Origin of the sequence: Streptomyces sp. YGL11-2, from assembly GCF_050054615.1 — a bacterium.
In the GTDB taxonomy this organism is placed as follows: Bacteria; Actinomycetota; Actinomycetes; order Streptomycetales; family Streptomycetaceae; genus Streptomyces.
This window is the reverse complement of record NZ_JBNHIN010000027.1, coordinates 1-17,316: the sequence shown is the minus strand read 5'-3', so window position 1 is coordinate 17,316 and position 17,316 is coordinate 1. Positions and strand designations below refer to the sequence as shown.

The 17,316-nt window shown below is 71.5% G+C and carries 12 protein-coding genes and 1 pseudogene; 2 read left to right on the top strand and 11 right to left on the bottom strand.

Features of this window, described 5'->3' with window-relative positions; genetic code table 11:
• Positions 1-13 precede the first annotated feature (13 nt).
• From ACO1BR_RS27050 to ACO1BR_RS27030, 5 genes are all read right to left on the bottom strand, one after another.
• Positions 14-889 (bottom strand): geranyl diphosphate 2-C-methyltransferase, encoded by an 876-nt coding sequence (locus ACO1BR_RS27050; protein ID WP_426797710.1) that lies wholly within the window; start codon positions 887-889, stop codon positions 14-16.
• 32 nt (positions 890-921) lie between these two features.
• Positions 922-1,980, bottom strand: a complete 1,059-nt coding sequence (locus ACO1BR_RS27045) for a family 2 encapsulin nanocompartment cargo protein terpene cyclase (RefSeq protein WP_426797709.1) — start codon at positions 1,978-1,980, stop codon at positions 922-924.
• A gap of 19 nt (positions 1,981-1,999) precedes the next feature.
• The gene (locus tag ACO1BR_RS27040; RefSeq protein ID WP_426797708.1) at positions 2,000-3,439 is read right to left on the bottom strand and encodes a family 2B encapsulin nanocompartment shell protein; all 1,440 of its coding nucleotides are present in this window, start codon (positions 3,437-3,439) and stop codon (positions 2,000-2,002) included.
• Positions 3,440-3,786: 347 nt separating this feature from the next.
• Complete coding sequence (locus ACO1BR_RS27035; RefSeq protein WP_426797707.1) at positions 3,787-4,776, bottom strand: methyltransferase domain-containing protein; 990 nt, start codon at positions 4,774-4,776, stop codon at positions 3,787-3,789.
• Positions 4,777-4,887: 111 nt separating this feature from the next.
• Entirely contained in the window at positions 4,888-6,507 is a 1,620-nt protein-coding gene (locus ACO1BR_RS27030) for an amidohydrolase (protein ID WP_426797706.1), read from the bottom strand.
• A 194-nt stretch (positions 6,508-6,701) separates the two neighbouring features.
• Between ACO1BR_RS27030 and ACO1BR_RS27025 the strand changes: the two genes are divergently transcribed.
• Positions 6,702-7,661: an Lrp/AsnC family transcriptional regulator gene (locus ACO1BR_RS27025; RefSeq protein ID WP_426797705.1), complete on the top strand. Its 960-nt coding sequence runs from the start codon at positions 6,702-6,704 to the stop codon at positions 7,659-7,661.
• Between the two features lie 158 nt (positions 7,662-7,819).
• Here the strand turns inward: ACO1BR_RS27025 and ACO1BR_RS27020 are convergent, their stop codons facing one another.
• The 6 genes from ACO1BR_RS27020 to ACO1BR_RS26995 all read right to left on the bottom strand — a co-directional run bounded on the left by ACO1BR_RS27020 (position 7,820) and on the right by ACO1BR_RS26995 (position 16,631).
• Complete coding sequence (locus ACO1BR_RS27020) at positions 7,820-8,350, bottom strand: universal stress protein (protein WP_426797781.1); 531 nt, start codon at positions 8,348-8,350, stop codon at positions 7,820-7,822.
• Positions 8,351-8,635: 285 nt separating this feature from the next.
• Positions 8,636-9,757, bottom strand: coding sequence for a substrate-binding domain-containing protein (locus ACO1BR_RS27015; RefSeq protein WP_426797780.1), 1,122 nt, complete (start codon positions 9,755-9,757; stop codon positions 8,636-8,638).
• 68 nt (positions 9,758-9,825) lie between these two features.
• Positions 9,826-10,866 carry an ABC transporter permease gene (locus tag ACO1BR_RS27010; RefSeq protein ID WP_426797704.1) on the bottom strand — a complete coding sequence of 347 codons (1,041 nt, stop codon included), beginning with the start codon at positions 10,864-10,866 and terminating at the stop codon, positions 9,826-9,828.
• The gene (locus ACO1BR_RS27005) at positions 10,863-12,401 is read right to left on the bottom strand and encodes a sugar ABC transporter ATP-binding protein (protein ID WP_426797703.1); all 1,539 of its coding nucleotides are present in this window, start codon (positions 12,399-12,401) and stop codon (positions 10,863-10,865) included. Before ACO1BR_RS27005 ends, ACO1BR_RS27010 begins: the two co-directional genes overlap by 4 nt.
• A 171-nt stretch (positions 12,402-12,572) precedes the next feature.
• Positions 12,573-15,404, bottom strand: a complete 2,832-nt coding sequence (locus ACO1BR_RS27000; RefSeq protein WP_426797702.1) for a SpoIIE family protein phosphatase — start codon at positions 15,402-15,404, stop codon at positions 12,573-12,575.
• A gap of 258 nt (positions 15,405-15,662) precedes the next feature.
• Positions 15,663-16,631 (bottom strand): cyclase family protein, encoded by a 969-nt coding sequence (locus tag ACO1BR_RS26995; protein ID WP_426797701.1) that lies wholly within the window; start codon positions 16,629-16,631, stop codon positions 15,663-15,665.
• A gap of 513 nt (positions 16,632-17,144) precedes the next feature.
• Here ACO1BR_RS26995 and ACO1BR_RS26990 point away from each other — a divergent pair.
• A pseudogene (locus ACO1BR_RS26990) lies at positions 17,145-17,316 on the top strand (APC family permease); the annotation flags it as partial.

Here is a 17,316-nt window from a genome sequence, read left to right as displayed (position 1 = left end):
CCCCCCCGGGGCTTTACACGCGTTCGGCGGCGATCAGCAGGTACTGGAAGCTGCCGTTGCGGTAGGCGTTGAGGAAGGTCTCCTCGATGCCGGTGACCAAGTGGTCCGCCTGCCGGCGCAGTTCCCAGTAGGGCAGCGCGGCCTCCGTGAGGTCCTGGACGTGTACGGGGACGAGCCGGTTGTGAGCCATGGCGTTGAAGTACGCCGAGCGGGGGTGGATGTCGCAGATGTAGTGGGCGTTGATGAGGGAGACCTCGCGGGAGGCGCGGCCGTAGGCGTCGTTGTAGCAGCCCGTGATCGTGACGTAGCGTCCACCGCGCCGCAGCAGGCGCGCGTGCTCCGCGAACAGCAGCTCCAGTTCGACGTACATGGTCGACTCGTTGTTCCAGGACGCCGCGTACGCGCCGGAGGTGAAGCCGGTGTCGAGCATGTTGCGGTGGTGGTAGCGCACCTTGTCGTCGATGCCGCGTTTGCGGGCCTGCTCGTTGGCGAAGTCGGCCTGCTTGGCGGAGATGGTGGCGCCGTCGGCGTGGCAGCCGTAGCGCAGATGCGCCACCACACTGCCGCCACCGCGTCCGCACCCGGCGTCGAAGACGCGGTCGGTGGGGGAGAGGTCCCCGAGGTGGGAGGCGAGGAGTTCGGCCTGGGCGTGTTCCAGGCGGTGCAGTTCGCCGGTGACCCGCTCGCGGCGCAGGTCCGGGTCCGGCTCGTCCAGTACCGACCAGTCGGCGTCCCCGATGCCGTAGTGGTGGTGGTACAGGTCGTCGATCTTTCCGAGTTCGAGGTTGACCGGGTTTTCCTCGGCGTTCCAGTAGTCCGCGACGCGGGACTGGTACGTGGACTGGGTCGGCACCGGCGTGCGGACGGTGTCGGCGTGTGCGATGGTCAACGGTGCTCCTTGCGATGGTGCGCGGGATCGGTCTACCAGTAGTTGGGCAGGTGGTAGCGGTCGGTGTTGGTGGCGTGCCACTCGTGGTTGCCGGCGAGCCAGACGGACAGGCCCCGGACGTACCGTTCGAGGAGCGGCGAGGTGGCAGCCAGCGGGGCCGACTCCGCCTCGAACGCCTCGAAGATCTCGTTGTGGATGTCGACGCTCTTCAGGTAGGCGGCCTTCAGACCGCGTTTGTCGTTGGCGGCCACCACCTGCGGCAGGTTCAGGTGGTTCGGGTCACTGGCCAGTTCCTTGGTGAAGGAGTACAGGTCGTTCATGATGGTCGTGGCGTTGCAGGCCAGGGCCGTGACCCGCTGGACCTCGGGGCGGGCGTAGAGAGCTTCGGGCAGTTCGTAGCCGTCCACGGCGTCGACGAGGGACAGGCAGGGGCGGAAGTTGTTGAACTGCCGCATCACCAGGTACTCCCAGACATGCGGTACGTGCCGCGTCTGTGCCCAGGACGCCTCGGCGAGATAGCCGAGGTGCAGCCGGGCCATGTCATGGACGAACCGGCCCGTCTGACTGGGGGTGGCGAAGGCCGCGTAGTCCTGCATGGCCCAGTGGTACGAGCGCAGCGGGCCGTCGGCCTGCATGCCACGGCGCCACTCCTCCTCCAGTGCGGGCGTGCCGTGGAACGGGTCGAGGGCCGACTGGCCGAGGATCAGGCGACCGCCCAGGCTGCGGCGCGAGGCACCGCGTCCTTCGTCCTCCTCGCAGTAGCAGCTGTCGACGATGTTCTCGGCCAGCAGGAACTCGCCCGCGACGGTGAGGCGTTCGAGATCGGCTGCACCGGGATGCTGGAGGACGACGGCCCGGCCGACCTGGAACTGTGCGAAGTCCCCGGTCCACTGCGCGGGGAAGAGATCCAGCCGGCGGGCCCAGGACTCCAGCCTGCGGTCGATCTCCCCGGCCTTTTCCGGGTCGGCGGGGACGGCGGGCCGGTACTTCAGCCCGGGGACGGCTCCGCCGCGTCGGGCCCGCAGGGTGCGGGCGAGATTCGGCGGGCCGGGCAGCGAATACCCGGCCGCGGTGTCGGGGGGCGTGCTCATGGTTGGGTACTCCACCCGGTCAGTCGGCGCTCCGGCCGATCTGGACGTTCTCCAGGATTCCGGCCGCGTCGGGCACGAGGATCGCCATCGAGTAGTAGGCGGTGACGAGGTACTTGATGATCGCGGCGTTGTCGATGCCCATGAAGCGGACGTTCAGGCCGGGCTGGAACTCCTCGGGGAGGCCGGTCTGGTGCAGGCCGACGACCCCCTGGTCCGCCTCTCCGGTACGCAGCGCGATGATGCTGCTGGTGTGCTCGCCGCTGACCGGGATCTTGCCGCACGGGAAGATCGGGACGCCGCGCCAGGCGGGAACCTCGTGCCCGTCGACGTTCGCCGTGCCCGGTACCAGACCGCGTTTGTTGCACTGCCGGAAGAAGGCGGCGATCGCCTTGGGGTGGGCCAGGAACAGCCGTGTCTTGCGGCGCATGGACAACAGCTCGTCCATGTCGTCGGGGGTGGGCGGGCCCGTGTAGGTGCTGATGCGCTGGCCGTAGTCGGTGTTGTGCAGCAGTCCGAACTCGCGGTTGTTGACCAGCTCCCACTCCTGGCGCTCACGGATCTCCTCGACGGTGAGCCGCAGCTGCTGCTGTGTCTGGTCCATGGGCTCGTTGTAGAGATCGGCGACCCGGCTGTGCACCCGCAACACGGTCTGGGTCAGGGAGAGTTCGTACTCGCGAGGGGCGAGGTCGTAGTCGACGAAGCCGCCGGACAGCGTCGGCTCGCCCACGTGTCCCGCCGCCACCGGCACTTCTGCCTCGCCCTTGCGGTTCACGGGGCGCTGCTGCTGCTCCGCGTAGGCCGCCAGGTGCGCGGCCAGGGACGGTACGCGGTCGGTGAACTCCTCGACCACGTCCCAGGGCAGCACCAGCAGCACGCCCGCCGTTTCGGCCCGTACGGAGGTCTGCCAGCGCGGTTCGGCCCGGCCGATCGCCTCGTCTCCCATCTGGTCGCCGTCCGTGACGACGCCGATGACCTCCTCCTCGCCGTACTTGCCGGCCGCGTAGCGTGCGAACCGGCCGTGGACGACGAGGTACGCCTCGGTGGCGGGCTGCCCCGCCTCGAAGAGGACCTGGCCGGCCCGGACCTCCCGGACACGGAACCTGCCGGCGACCTCCTTGAGGACGTCGATATCGGGGTAACCGCGCAGGACCGGCAGCTCGGTGAGGGTCTGCGGGATCACCTTGATGTCGTCGGCGCCGTTCTGCTCGAACTGGACACGGCCCCGGCCGACCCGGAGTTGCAGACGCCGGTTGACCCGGTAGGTGCCACCTTTGACGTCCACCCACGGCAGCGCCTTCAGCAGCCATCGCGAGGTGATGGCCTGCATCTGGGGTACGGACTTGGTGGTGGTGGCCAGTTGGCGCGCGGCCTGTGTACTGAGACTGGTGAGCGCGGTGTCTGCGGGATCGAGTGCGGGCTCTTCGGTAGCGGAACCGGTGACGCTGTCCGGTGTGGACACATTCCCTCCCGGGACGTGAACAGACGTGAGCAAAACGGCCGGTGGCGCGCAGGGTGGCCGTGCGCAGGATCAAGCGAAACAGGCGGGAGATCATCTCGGTACGGCGTGAATGGGGGCGGCCTCGCATTCAGGAGGTACAAACTCCGGCATGGTGCAGCCGGAGCCCGACAGTGCTTCCGCGCGCCCTCCGCCGGCCGGGTATTCCAGGATTACATGCGGCGGGACCGGGGCCGATAACCCTTCTCACCAGTCGGTTCGCAGGGTGCGGAGGGCATGAGCGGGCGGGTTGGTGGCATCCGGACCGGCCGAGCCGTGCGCAGTCGGCCGGTCCGGATTGCTGCTACGAGTCAGGCCAGGGTCTGGGTGACGCGCCACAGACGGCGGGGCAGCTCGCCTTCTTCGAAGCCGTGGACCTCGTCCAGGCGCCAGCCCTCGGCGAGGCCGTCGACCAGCCGGCGTGGGAAGAAGTGGACGGCGAAGCCGCCGTGTTCGTAGATGTCGTCGCCGCGGGCGGTGCCGGCACCGTAGTGGGCGTCGCCGGTGTGCCGGACGGTGTAGACGAAGGCGCCGCCCGGGCGCAGCACCCGGCGGACCTCGGCGACCAGGGCGTGGATCTCGCGGGTGGACAGCGCCATGCACAGCAGCATGTGCGCGAAGACGGCGTCCACCGAGTCGTCGGGCAACGGCAGCGGGGTGCGGACATCGTGGACGGTGGTGGCGATCCGGTCGGTCAGCCCCTGGACGCGGGCGGCTTCACGCAGCTGATCGAGTCCGGTGGAACTGAAGTCCGTTGCGTGGACGGCGAAGCCTTCGCGGGCGAAGTACAGGGTGTCGCGGCCGTGCCCGGCACCGAGTTCCAGTACGCGTTCGGCGCCCGCGGCCCGGAAGACGCCGGCCGCGTGCACGGCCGGGGCGGAGGGCTCGGCGCCGTACATGCCGGGGTGCGCGGCGTAGGTGTCCTGCCAGTGCCGCCGCTGCTCCCTCGCCTGCTGCGCCTCGCCACCCGCCCCCGCCGGAGCGTCGCCGGGCGGGCAGGCGGAGGTCAGCGCCTGCCGCAACCGGTCGCGGGTGGGCAGGCCGGCGGGCCCTTGCGGCGTCGGGTACATCCGGCAGGTCAGTCCGGAGGCGCGACCGGGCTCGGCGAACGGGTCGCGTCCGTCGATCAGAAAGGTCGGGGACCCCGCGAAGCCGATCCGCTCGGCCTCGTCCTGATCGGCCACCACCCGCCTGTCCCAGGTGACGTCCGTCAGCCCGGCGTCGTCCAGCGCGTGGCGCAGCAGCTCGACCGCCGCCTTCTCGTGAGGGCAGTCCGGCACGACCAGAATCTCGATCCTCATGGTTCCAGGATGACGCAGGGGGCGACCGTGACGCGTGGGGTGCTCACCACCCCTGTCACCGTGCCCGGAGCTGGTCTGCGGGGCCCTGGCCGCAGACAGGGGTGGCCTGGCTCACCGCGCGGTAGTGGGGGAGACCAGGAGGCCACCGACGAAGGTGTGGGTGGTGCCGAGGTCGCGCAGAGTCTCGCCGGCGCAGTGTGCGGGGTCCTGGTCCCAGACGCTGAGGTCGGCCAGGCGGCCGGGGGCGAGGGTGCCGCGCAGGTTCTCCTCACCACACAGGCGGGCGGCGTTGGTGGTGTGCAGGGCGACGGCCTCGTCGTAGGTGATGGCGTGCTCGGGGCCCTTGACGCCGATGACGGTCTGCCGGGTGGTCATGCCCCAGACGGAGCGCATGGCGCCGAACTGGCCGACGGGGAAGTCGGATCCGGCGCTGACCTGGGCACCCTGGTCGAGCCAGCCCCGGGCGGGGAAGAGCCGGGCGACGCGTTCCGGTCCCCAGAAGCCCTCCTCCACCTCGGCGGTGTCGTGCAGCAGCGGCTGCTGGATGGTGACGGGGATGCCCAGGGCCGCGGCTCGGGCACGCTGTTCGGGGCCGGCCAGGCCGCCGTGCTCCATCACCAGCGTGTTGGCAGGCAGCCCGGGGTTGCGGTCGAGGACGCGTGCGTAGACGTCCAGGAGGATGCGGACCGCACGGTCGCCGTAGGCGTGGGTGCCGACCCGCCAGCCACGCCGTACCACGGCCTCGACCGCCTCGACCAGTGCGTCCGGCTCCCAGGTCAGCATTCCGGAGAAGGCGTGGTCGCAGGCGTACGGCTCCTCGGTGGCCCCGGCCTCCAGGCCGCCGTCGAGGCCGAACTTCACTCCCCACACCCCGAGCCGGGGATCGGAGTTGTAGCGCCAGTCCTCCATGACGTCGAGCAGGTCCTCCACCTGCGCCCTGCTGGTCATGCCGAGTGCCGAGACCAGGGCCCGCACCCGGATGCTCAGCGCCCCCGCCTCGCGGGCAGCCAGGAGCACCGCGTAGTCCTCCGGGGAGACCGCGCAGTCGCGCACGGTGCCGATGCCGGTGGCGGCATACCAGCCGCCGGCCAGGCGCAGTCCGTCGATGCGCCGGGCCCGGTCCTGGGCCGGGACCAGCCGCTCCACCAGGGGCAGGGCGTTGTCGATCAGCCGACCGTTGAGGCTGCCGTCGGCGTCGCGGCCGATGACACCACCCGGCGGTACCGGGGTGTCCTCGGTGATCCCCGCCAGGCGCAGCGCGTAGGTGTTGACGACGTCGTTGTGGCCGCCGCGCTTGACCAGGACCGGGTGCCGGACCGTGGCCTGGTCGAGTTCGGCCGCGGTGGGCAGCCGGCGTTCGGCCAGGTTGAGTTCCTGCCAGTTGGTGGTGGTGCGGATCCACTCGCCCTCGGGCGTGGTCCTGGCCCGTTGCCGGATCAGGTCCACGAATTCGGGGATGGTGCGCGCCCGGTGGACGGGCACGTCGTGTGCACCGTGGGCGGCGAAGATCAGGTGGGTGTGGGTGTCGTCGAACGCGGGCAGCACCGTGGCTCCGGGCAGGTCGTGGACCGTGGTGCGCGCGCTCACCCAGTGGTCGAGGCCGTTCGGGTCGGGGGAGAGGGCCGTGATGCGGTCACCCCGCACGGCCAGCGCCCGCTGCGGGGCCTGACCGGGCACCAGTGTGTGCACCGCACCGGCCCGGATCACCAGGTCGGCTCCGTGATCGGTCATCGCCATCTCCACACCGTCTCGACATCGATCGGACCGTGTCAGGGCGCCACGAGCGACCGCGACCATGCTCAGCGGTCCGGTCGCCGACCACGTCCGCTGACCAGACAGTTGTACGCGCAGCCAGCCGGTATGCGAACATTCAGCAGCCCCAGGGCATAGGAAATACGCCAGGGCAGCAACCTATGATGCAGATCATGCGCCACCCGCTCGACGAGACGGACCGCCGGATCGCGGCTGCCCTCCTCGCCTCGCCACGGGCTTCCTGGCGCGAGGTGGCACGCTGCCTGGGCCTGTCCGAGCGCACCGTCGTACGCCGCGCCGCACCCCTGTACACCGACGGCACGTTGCGCACGACGGCCGTCCGCAACCCGGCGTGCTTCCCCCACCTGATCCCGATCGCCCTGCGCATTCGCTGTCGCCCGAACAAGATCCGTCAGGTCGCCCACGCACTGGCACGCCGCACCGACACGGTCTGGGTCGACATCCTCGGCGGCGGCGACGAGATCTCCACGATCTTCTTCCTCGACGGCCCCGACGCCCGTAACGCCCTGCTGCTGCGCGACCTGCCGGCCACCGACGCCGTCGACTCCTGGACCGCTCACACACTGCTCCGCGTCTTTCCCAACGCGTTCCGATGGACCGCGGGTCTCCTCTCACCCCAGGAGCTGGCCCGGCTCATCCCCGCCCCCACACCCCCGACAGCGCCTGCTCCGCCTCTGGCCGTCGACACCGCGCTGATCGCGGCGCTGACCGAGGACGGCCGGACCACCTACACCGAGCTTGCCCGCCGTGCCGGCACCACCGCGCTCACCGCCCGCCGGCGACTCGACGCGCTGGTTCGCGGCCAGGCCGTGCGCCTGGCGACCGAGGTCGACCTCGCCCTGCTCGGCGCGCACACCGAAGCCCTGCTGTGGGTCGGGGTCCGGCCCGGCGCGCTGGGGAAGGCCGCCCAGACCCTCAGCGGCCACCCGCACGTCCGCTTCTGCGCCGCCACCACCGGCCCGGCCAACCTCGTCGTCGCTCTCGCCACGGCGGACCTCGACACCCTGTACGCCTTCCTCACCGACGCCGTCGGCCCCCTCGACGGGATCACGGCCATCGACACCACCCCGCTGCTGGCGACAGTCAAACGCACCGGCCTGATCCGCCACTGACGAGACCTCACTCCGCCCCAGCGAGGAATTCCGAACCCCGACGAACGAGGAGTGGGACGCCTTCCTCGCTGCCGGCGCCCCTTCCTCCGTGCCGACGTCCGCGAGGTGTTGTGCACGCTTGCCGCGTGCGTCGTAGCCCGGCGCGTTCGAGCGTGGTGTCAGTGCCGCTCGGCCAACCCCTGGGTTGTGAGGGGGAGTTTCCACGTATTGCGGCGGTGCATGGTGTGGAATGCGCGGTGGAGGGGGGAGGGCGGGACGGCGAGGACCGGGCAGCAGGCGCGTGCCAGGCAGTACCGGGCCACGGAGGGCCACAGCGCCCGGCGTATCCGGCCGCGGGCTCCGGCTCCGACCACCAGCAGGTCATGGGGCCGGTCGGCGGCCTCCAGCAGGACCCCGCCGGGCTTGCCCTGTACGACGAGCCGTTCCAGCGGTACCCCGGGCCCGGCGCTGCCGAAAGCGGTGTCGAGCGCGTCGGCGAGGCGGTCGACGGCCATGCGGCGCCAGGCGGCCAGCGGCTCCGGGCTGGGCCCACCGCGATGGGCGATGTCGCCGCCCGGTGGTTCCCAGGCCAGTACGGCCCACAGCGTGGCGCCGGTGGCGCGTGCCTCGGAGGCGGCCCGGTGCAGTGCGGTCAGACTTCCCAGCGAACCGCTCACCCCGGCCACAACGCGGTAGCCCGGTTCGTTCATGGGGGTCAGCTCCTCGCCCTGTGCCACGTTCACACACCCCATCGAAATCGACCCGATAGCGCGATCGCGAGGTGTTGGTGTTTTCTTTGCGCCGGGAGCGGTTGCCTTGACGGGTTCCTGACGCCGTCGGGCCGGAAACCGATGCGGGGCAGCCTGCCGACGTACGGGTACGGGCGGGGCGGGTGGTGGCGCGGTCCGGCCGGGCAAGGTCGCTCGGTGCGTTCCTCGGTGGTGACGGTCACTCACCTCGACGCGACCAGCGTGCGGTTTCCAGGGTGCACCCGCCTACCGGCCCCAGATCTTCCGGTACGCCGCGCGGTAGCCGGGCGGGTCCCAGGTCGTGGCCCCGGCGCTGTTGGCGGCCGTGGCGATGTGCACGGGGGCGACGTATCCGCTGGCGGGCCGGCCGGCGAAGGCGCGGTTGAACTCGTCGAGGATCTGCCAGCCCTGCTGGGAGAACGGCTCGGGAACGGTGGCCGCCTGGAACTGCCTGCTGTTGATGCGTTGGAAGGCGGAGGGGTCGCCGTCGCCCGCGCCGATGTTGAACGGGGCGGCGGCACCCTTCTTGCGTGCGGCGCGCAGGGCCGGGGCGGCGTCGGCGAAGTACACGTCGTTGATGGCGGCGGAGTGGGTCCAGGCGTCCCGGAAGCGGGAGAGAAGTGCGGAGACCTCCTGGGGAGTTCGGCTGCTGGAGTCCGAGATCGGGATGTTGTCCTCCGCCAGCAGCTTGAGGCCGGAGCAGGCGGCCAGTTCCTTCTTGATCAGTTCGGACTTGGTTCTGGCGAAGGGGATCGAGGCGTCGGTGAACAGGACGACACCGGCGTGGCCGTGGGAGTGCGCGATGATCCATTCCGCGCTGGTCCTCGCGACATCCTCGACCCTGGTGGTGACGTTGGTGAAGAGCGCTGGGTGCCTGCTCGGGCCGGGGGAGCCGACCGCGTGCCAGCCGACGAGCGGGATGTGTTCGGCGGTGGCCTGCGCGACCTGTTGCGACGTGAGGTCGGGGTCGAAGCCGCCGATGACGATGCCCGAGGGCCGCAGGGTGATGGCCTGACCGAACGCTGCCTGGATCCCGGCGGGGGTGCCCCGGCCGTCGATCACCCGCAGGTTCCAGCCGATGGTTCGGGCGGCTTCCGCAACGCCGTTGGCGGCCCCGGCGACGCCGGGGTTGGTCATGGTCTGTGCGACGTAGACGATGGTTTTGCCGGTGGTCGCCCTGGGGCCGCTGGTGGGGCCGGTCGTCGCCCGGTTGGTCTTCTCGGCCTGCTGAACGGCCGCCGCGGCGCGGGCCAGGACGGTGGGGCAGCTGGGCTTCGCGGGGCTCGGCGGCGGGGGGCCGCCGCCGACCGACGTACCGCGCTCGCAGCCGAGGAGGGCCGTGCCGGCGGTGAGGGCGACAGTCGCCATCGTGATCACGACTGCCCGGGGGGCGCGGGTGCCGCGCAACGGGATGGCGTGGTGGTGGCGGGCGGAGGTCATGGGGTGGCCCGGGGCGGGTCGGGGAGCGTGCGGGGAGGTTCGGTCCGTTGCCGGCGCAGCTGCCGGCGGGCGGCGTAGCCGGCCATGCCGACGGCGAGGAGCAGGGTGGCGCCGTTGAACAACGGGGTGACCCAGAACTGTGCGCCGAGCTGACCGATGCCGGCCAGGCCGATGGCGAGGACGGCGACGGCGACCAGGGTGCCCAGGGCGTTCGCCCGGCCGGGTCTGATGGCGGTGGAGCCGAGCAGTGCGCCGACGAACGCGGGCAGCAGGTAGTCCAGGCCGACGCTGGGGTTGCCGATGCGCTGCTGGGCGGCGAGCAGGACTCCGGCGATGCCGACGACCAGGCCCGATCCGGCGAAGGCGTGGATGACGTAGCGCCGGGTGGGGATGCCCACCAGCTCGGCGGCGCGGGGGTTGGAGCCGATGACGTACAGGTACCGGCCGAGGGGCAGCCGTTCCAGGACCACCCACAGGACGGCAGTGAGCGCGAGGACGTAGAAGGCGGACACCGGCAGGCCGAGGAATCTGGAGTCGTAGAGGTCGGTGAAGGCGGCGGGCAGGCCGTGCGGGCCGGGGACGATCCGGGCACCGTTGGTGATCCAGCCGGTGACGGCGTACAGGATGCTGCCGGTGCCGAGCGTGGCGATGAAGGAGTTGATCCGCGCGAATTCGACGACCGCGCCGTTGAGGATGCCGACCAATGTCCCGCCGAGAACCACCAGGAGACAGACGAGCGGCCAGGGCCAGGCTTCGTGGGCGATGAGCTGCATGGTCATGACGTGCGCGAGGCCGAGGCCGTAGCCGATGGACAGGTCGAACTTGGCGGTGACGATGGGGATCGTCGCGCCGAGCGCGAGGATGGCGGGGATCGACTGGTTGGACAGGACCTCGGAGATGTTGTCCAGGGTGGGAAAGGTGTCCGGCAGGGCGAGGGAGAACGCCAGGAACAGCAGGGCGCCCAGGGCCAGGAGGCCGTACGCGCCCGTGCGGTGCCCGAACCGGCTGCCTGGTGGGCGACGTGGAGAGTGCGTCATGGCCCCGTCGTCCCGGTGAGCGCGGGCATGGCCGAGGAGGCGCGGGCGAGCCCGGCGACGGTGAGGGCCTCGCCGCTCAGCTCCGTCGTCACCGCCCCGCGGACGAATACCAGGGCGCGGTGGCACACGTTGGCGACCTCCTCGAAGTCGGTGGAGAGGAGCAGGACGGCGAGGCCGTCGGCCAGCGCGTCCTGGAGCAGGCGGTAGATCGCCGACTTGGCGCCGATGTCCACCCCGGCCGTCGGCTCTTCGAGGATCAGCAGCTTGCGGCTGATCCGGAGCCACCGGCCGACCATGACCTTCTGCTGGTTGCCCCCGGACAGGGCGGAGAGGGGCGCTTCGCTGTCCCGCGGGCGCACCGCGACCCGGTCGATCAGGGCGGTGGCCTTGGCCCGCTCGCGCCGGGGGCTGATCCAGTGGAGGGCCGGGAGGCCGTCGGCCCGGGGGTTGGCCAGGATGTTCTCCCGTACGGTCAGTTCGGCGGCGCAGCCCTCCTCCTGACGGTTGCCGGTCACCAGGCCGACGCCGGCGGCGACCGCGGCGGCGACCGTGCGCGGTGCGTACCGCCGGCCGTCGAGCAGGGCCCGTCCGCCGAGGAGGGGCCGGGCGCCGGCGAGGGCGCGGCCCAGCTCCAGGTGTCCGGCGCCGGTGAGCCCCACCATCCCGAGGATCTCACCGGCGTGCAGTTCCAGGCTGACCGGTGCCGTGTTGCCGGTCCGTACGCGGTCGAGGCTCAGGACGGGGCGGCCCGCGGCGGGGGCGGGCCGGTAGTGGCTGGGTTCGTGGCCCACGATGTCGCGGACCAGTCGGGCGGGGCTGCGGTCGGCGAGCGGGCCCTGGCTGATGAGGCGGCCGTCGCGCAGGACGGCGAAGACGTCGGCGACCTGGTACACCTCGTCGAGCCGGTGGGTGACGTAGACGATGGCGCGGCCCTGGTCGCGCAGGGTGCGCAGGACGCCGAAGAGCCGGGCGCAGTCGGCGGCCGGAAGGCTGGCGGTCGGCTCGTCGAGGACGATGAGTTCGGCTTGTGTGGACAGCGCGCGGGCGATGGCCACCAGGGAGCGTTCGGCTCGCGGGAGGCCGGCGAGGGTGGCGCCCGGGTCGAGGTGCGCGGCGACGATGCCCAGGGCCTCGGCGCCCTGCTGCCGGGTCAACCGCCAGGACAGCAGTCCGGCGCGGCGGGGATAGCCGGTGCCCAGGGCGATGTTCTCGGCGACCGTCATCCACTCCACGAGTCCCAGGTCCTGATGGATGAAAGACATGGCGCGGGCGGCTGCTTCGGTGCCGAGCCGATGGCCGCGGACCGTCACCTCGCCCCCGTCCGCGTGATGGACGCCCGCGAGCACCTTGATGAGGGTGGACTTTCCGGCGCCGTTGGGACCGAGCAGGGCGAGGATGCTGCCGGAGTGGATGTCGAGGTCGACCGCGTCCAGCGCGAGCGTGCCGCCGAACCGCTTGCTGAGGCCGCGGATGCGGACGAGAGGCCGGGGGCCGCGGGGCGCGGAAGGCGGGTGGTCGCAAGCGTCGTCGTGCACGGACTTCTCCGGGGGTCGGCCTCTCGGTTCTTCCCGGCTGACGGGCGGTGCCGCCGAACGCTGCGCGGGGGGACGGCGCCGTGCGGTGCGGCCTCGCGGCGTACTGCCGGTTTCTGCTACCGCATTTCCGTCATGCTACGACCCCTTTTGCCGACACTGTCTGATGGACCCTCAGATAGCGGGAATTTCGTCGAAATCCGGTAGGGCGATGACGGGGTTTCCTCCGGAGAGCTCCAGCGCGCACTCGGCCCAGATGGCTTTGCCGTTGGCGGTGTAGCGGGTGCCCCATGCCTGGGAGAGCTGGGCGACGAGGAACAGTCCGCGACCGCCCTCGTCGGTGGTGGCCGCATGGCGCAGGTGCGGGGCGGTGCTGCTGGCGTCGGAGACCTCGCAGGTCAGTGTGCGGTCGTAGAGCAGGCGTACCTGGATGGGGGCGGTGCCGTAGCGGATGGCATTGGTGACCAGCTCGCTGAGCAGCAGTTCGGTGGCGAAGGCGGCCTCCTCCAGCCCCCATACGGCCAGTTGACGGGCGACGGCGGCGCGGACGCCGGAGACCAGGGCCGGGTCGGCGGGCAGCTCCCAGGTGGCGATCCGGTGTTCGTCCAGCGCATGGGTACGGGCGACGAGCAGCGCGACGTCGTCGGTGGGGTGGTCGGGCACCACGGTACGGAGGACTTCCTCGCAGGTGTCCTCGGGCGGACGGTTCGGGTGTGCCAGGGCCCGGTGGAACCGGTCGAGGGCCGTGTCGATGTCGCGGCGGCGGTCTCCGACGAGCCCGTCGGTGTAGAGGATCAGCTGGCTGCCTTCGGGCAGATGGAATTCGGCGGTCTCGAAGGGCAGGCCGCCCAGGCCCAGCGGCGGTCCGGCGGGCAGATCCGGGAAGGCGACGGTGCCGTCGGGGTGGACCAGTGCCGGTGGGGGGTGGCCGGCGCGGGCCATGACGCACTGCTGCGACGTGGGGTCGTAGACGGCGTACAGACAGGTGGCGCCGATGATGCCGGTGTTGCCGGCGGCGGGTTCCTCGCCGCCCTCGTCCCGGTCGAGGCGCGCCACGAGGTTGTCGAGGCAGGTGAGGACTTCGTCGGGGGCGAGGTCGAGTTCGGCGAAGTTGCGGGCGGCGGTGCGCAGTCGGCCCATCGTGGCGGCGGCGTGCAGCCCGTGCCCGACGACATCGCCGACGACGAGGGCGACGCGGCTGCTGGAGAGGGGGATGACGTCGAACCAGTCTCCGCCGACTCCCGATTCGGCCGGCAGGTAGCGGTAGGCGACCTCGACGGCGTTCTGGTCGGGGAAGCTGTGCGGCAGCAGGCTGTGCTGCAGGGCCAGCACCATGCTGTGCTCGCGGGTGTAGCGACGGGCGTTGTCGATGCAGATGGCGGCGCGGGTGGCGAGTTCCTGGGCCAGGGCACGGTCGTCGTCCCCGAAGGGGGCGGGGTCCCGCGAGCGGTAGAAGCTCGCCACGCCCAGGGCGATGCCGCGGGCGACGAGGGGGACGGCGATGAGGGAGTGGACGTTGTGGTCGAGGAGGTCCTGGGCGTGCGCGGGATCCTGGGCGATCCAGCCCGCGGCGGTGCGCAGGTCGGGTTCGAGAACCGGCTCCCCGGCGGCCAGGCAACGGAGTTGGGGAGTGCTGGGGCGCAGGTCGACCGGCTCGCCGGCGGGGTAGAAGGGGCAGTCCTCGCGGTAGCCGTGGACCACGGTGCGGTGCAGGCCGGTGCGGGGATCGGCCGGTTCCTCGCCGCGCAGTACGGCCCCGGGAAGGTCGATGGTGACGAAGTCGGCCAGGCGCGGGACGGCCATCTCGGCGAGTTCCTCGGCGGTGCGGCTCACGTCCAGGGTGGTGCCGATGCGGGTGCTGGCCTCGGACAGCAGCTCCAGGCGGCGCCGGGCCGCCACGGCGTACGTGCCCACTCCCGGCTCGCCCACCAGCACCAGCCCGCTGGTCGACCGGTCCGCGGCGGGCTCGGCGGCGCCGGGTGCGCGCGCTGTCGTGGCCGCTCGTCCTGGGGCGGTCTCCGGTGGGTGCCTGAGGGGTGGGACGGCGGGGTCGAGGACCTGCCCGGCCAGGGGGCTGACCGAGGGGCCGGCCGCGGCCGGGACGGCGAGGCGCTGGTGCCGCGCCGGGAAGACCGCTTCGATGACGATGCCCTCCACCCCGGACCGGCTCGTCACCGGGCGGCTGAGCAGGGTCACCCGTCGGCCGCTGGGGAGGGGAACCTCTATGGCGGCGCGCTGGGCCAGGGAGATCAGATCGGCGGCCCGCTCCTTGAGGATCATCTGGTCACGCCAGTCCAGTCCGCTCTCGGCCAGCTCGCCGAGCCGCCCGTCGCCGGCCGGCGTGCGGCGCCTGGTATCCAGGTACGCCTCCAGCAGGGCGCGCTCCCGTGACGAACTCTGCTCCAGCAGCCGCCGTTCGATGGCCCCGGCCGCTCTGCGGATCACGGTGTTCAGCGCCGCGTCCACGTCGGTGAGCGGATAGCCGAAGCAGAGGATGCCCTCGATGCGCCCGCTGAGCAGGTCCCGGACGGGTATGGCGGAGCAGGCGTTGGACTGGGAGCGTTCGGCGAAGTGCTCGGCGCCGTACACGTTGACCAGTTGCCGCTCCGCGAGCGCCAGACCGATGCCGTTGGTTCCGCCGAACTGCTCGGCGAACACGAAGCCCGGCACGCTCTGGATCGCGGCCAGCCGCCTGACCTGGGAGGTCTCGCCGAAGCGGCGTTGCAGGACGGCCCCGCGCCCATCGGCCAGCGACACGTTCATGTTCCGGCCCGCGAACAGGGACTCCAGTCGGTCCAGTACGGGCCCGGCGGCGTGCACGAGCCGGCCGTCCCGGTCGATGTCACGGCGGTAGGGCAGCTCGCATCCGTCCGGTGCGAGTCCCAGCGAGAGGGAACGCTGCCAGGAATCCAGGATCGGGCCGCGCACGGCGCCCTCGACCGACTCGCCGCGAAGGAACTGGTCACGGGCACGTGCGGGGCCGATGTCAACTCCCACGAGCCCCATGCCAACCACTTCCCTTTCGGTACCTGCCGCTGTGGCCGCCCCAGCGCCGGAACAGCTGTACCGTTTGATCCGATTGTAGGGCTTTGCCTGGATGGTGGTAGGCGGCGGTACGGGCCTCCCGCACCGCGGGCAGAGGGCCGCCGCACGCCGTGGACGGGCCGTCGCCGCCGGCTACACCGCGGCCGGATCCCGCTCGCGCCCCCGCTCCCGTGGTGGCTGCTGCCCCGGGCCCGCCTCCGGTGCCGCGCGGCCCGGCGGTCACAGCACCGCGACCGGATTGACGGGTGAGCCGGTGCCGCCGGGGATGTTCAGCGGAGCCACGACGAGCAGGAACGCGTAGCGGCCGGTGTCGGCGCAGGCGGCGGAGAGCGCTTCGAGGTCGAGGTTGTCCAGGAGCGGTACCCCCATCGCGACGATCGCCAGTGCGTGGACCGGAGAGTGCAGACCGTCGACCGGCGAGGGCCGTACGTCGCTGTCGCCGTCGCCGCCGAGCAGCGCGATACCGCGCCCGGCCAGCAGGGGCATGGCGTCCACATGGAAGCCCGCGCTCGCGGCGTCGGGGTTCCAGGCGCCCCGTTCCCGGCGGCGGCGGACGCTGCCGGTCCGCAGCAGTACCGCGTCGCCCTCGCCGATCGTGACGCCGAGTGCGTTCTCCGCCGCGACCACGTCCGCGGCGTGTACGGCGCGTCCGGGCTCCAGCCACCCGCTCCCCGAAACGGTGGGCAGGTCGAGGAGCACGCCCCGGGCCACCAGGGGGCCGAGCGTGGACACGGCGCCGAACCGGGCACCTCGGGAGTCGACCAGCTCGCGCGCGGGGCGGCCGTCGTGGAGCTGCCCGCGGTAGGCGACGTGGCACAGCGCGTCCAGGTGGCTGACGGCCTTCCCGTGGTAGTCGACGGCGATGAAGTCCTTGTGCGTGGCGGGTTCGGCCGTCTCGGCATCGCCGAGGTCGGACATGAAGTGCAGCGCGGGCTTGCTGTTGTCCGGGCCGGCTGCGGTGTTCCACGGGCGCGCCATCGGGACGACCGTTCCGGACCGGACCAGAGCGGTGGCCCGCCGTACGTGGTCCGGGGTGACCCGGTTCCAGGCGCCGCGGTCGGCGGGCGTCCAGCGGCCCCACGCGCGGACCGTGGCGAAGAGCGCGTCGAACTCCGCGCGGGAGACGGCGGGCCCGTTGCCGGTGCCTGGCGGCGGGGGAGTGGGGGCGTCGTTGGGGTTGCTGGTCATCTGCTGCTCACCGGCCGAGCCGGGATCCGCTCCCGGCCTTGCGGCCCACCTCCCCAGCATGTCCCCGTCGCGAGGGGGCGCGCATGCCGTGCGGCGGCGGCGACCGCGGTGGCCGACCCGATGGCGGGGGGTTGCCACGACCTCGACCGTTCCGCGCCTACGGCTTCGAGCGTTCCGCGCCGCGATGCTGCAGTTCTGGATTCGCAGACAGAGGGCGTAAGACCTTAGGCGCCGAAAAGTAATGCCACCGGCACGTAGGCTCAAAGATTTCACCAAATTGAATTCAGCTATTTAGTGGGCTGTACAGGTATTTGACTGCGCTCTTTCCGGTATCCGGACGGGGCGGCTGGTTCAGGTGGGGGGCATTACGCCCTATGTCGCCAGCAGTGTCCGCTGAGCTCGCAGTGAATGTTCCTTCGAATGTAACTATTCAGCCAACGGCTCTTTGCAAGGCTCCGAATGCTCCCTACGCTGAGGCAACTTTTCGGCCAGCTCTGTCTTGAAAGGCCCTCCATGGCAAGCGTTGACGAGATCACGCCCATGACGACACGCACATCGACACTCCGGAGGGACGTAGGACTGATCGGCCTGATGTGGGCCTCAGTCGGCTCCATCATCGGATCCGGATGGCTGTACGGCGCCCAGAAGGCCGTTGTGGTGGCGGGTCCGGCCGCGATGATCTCCT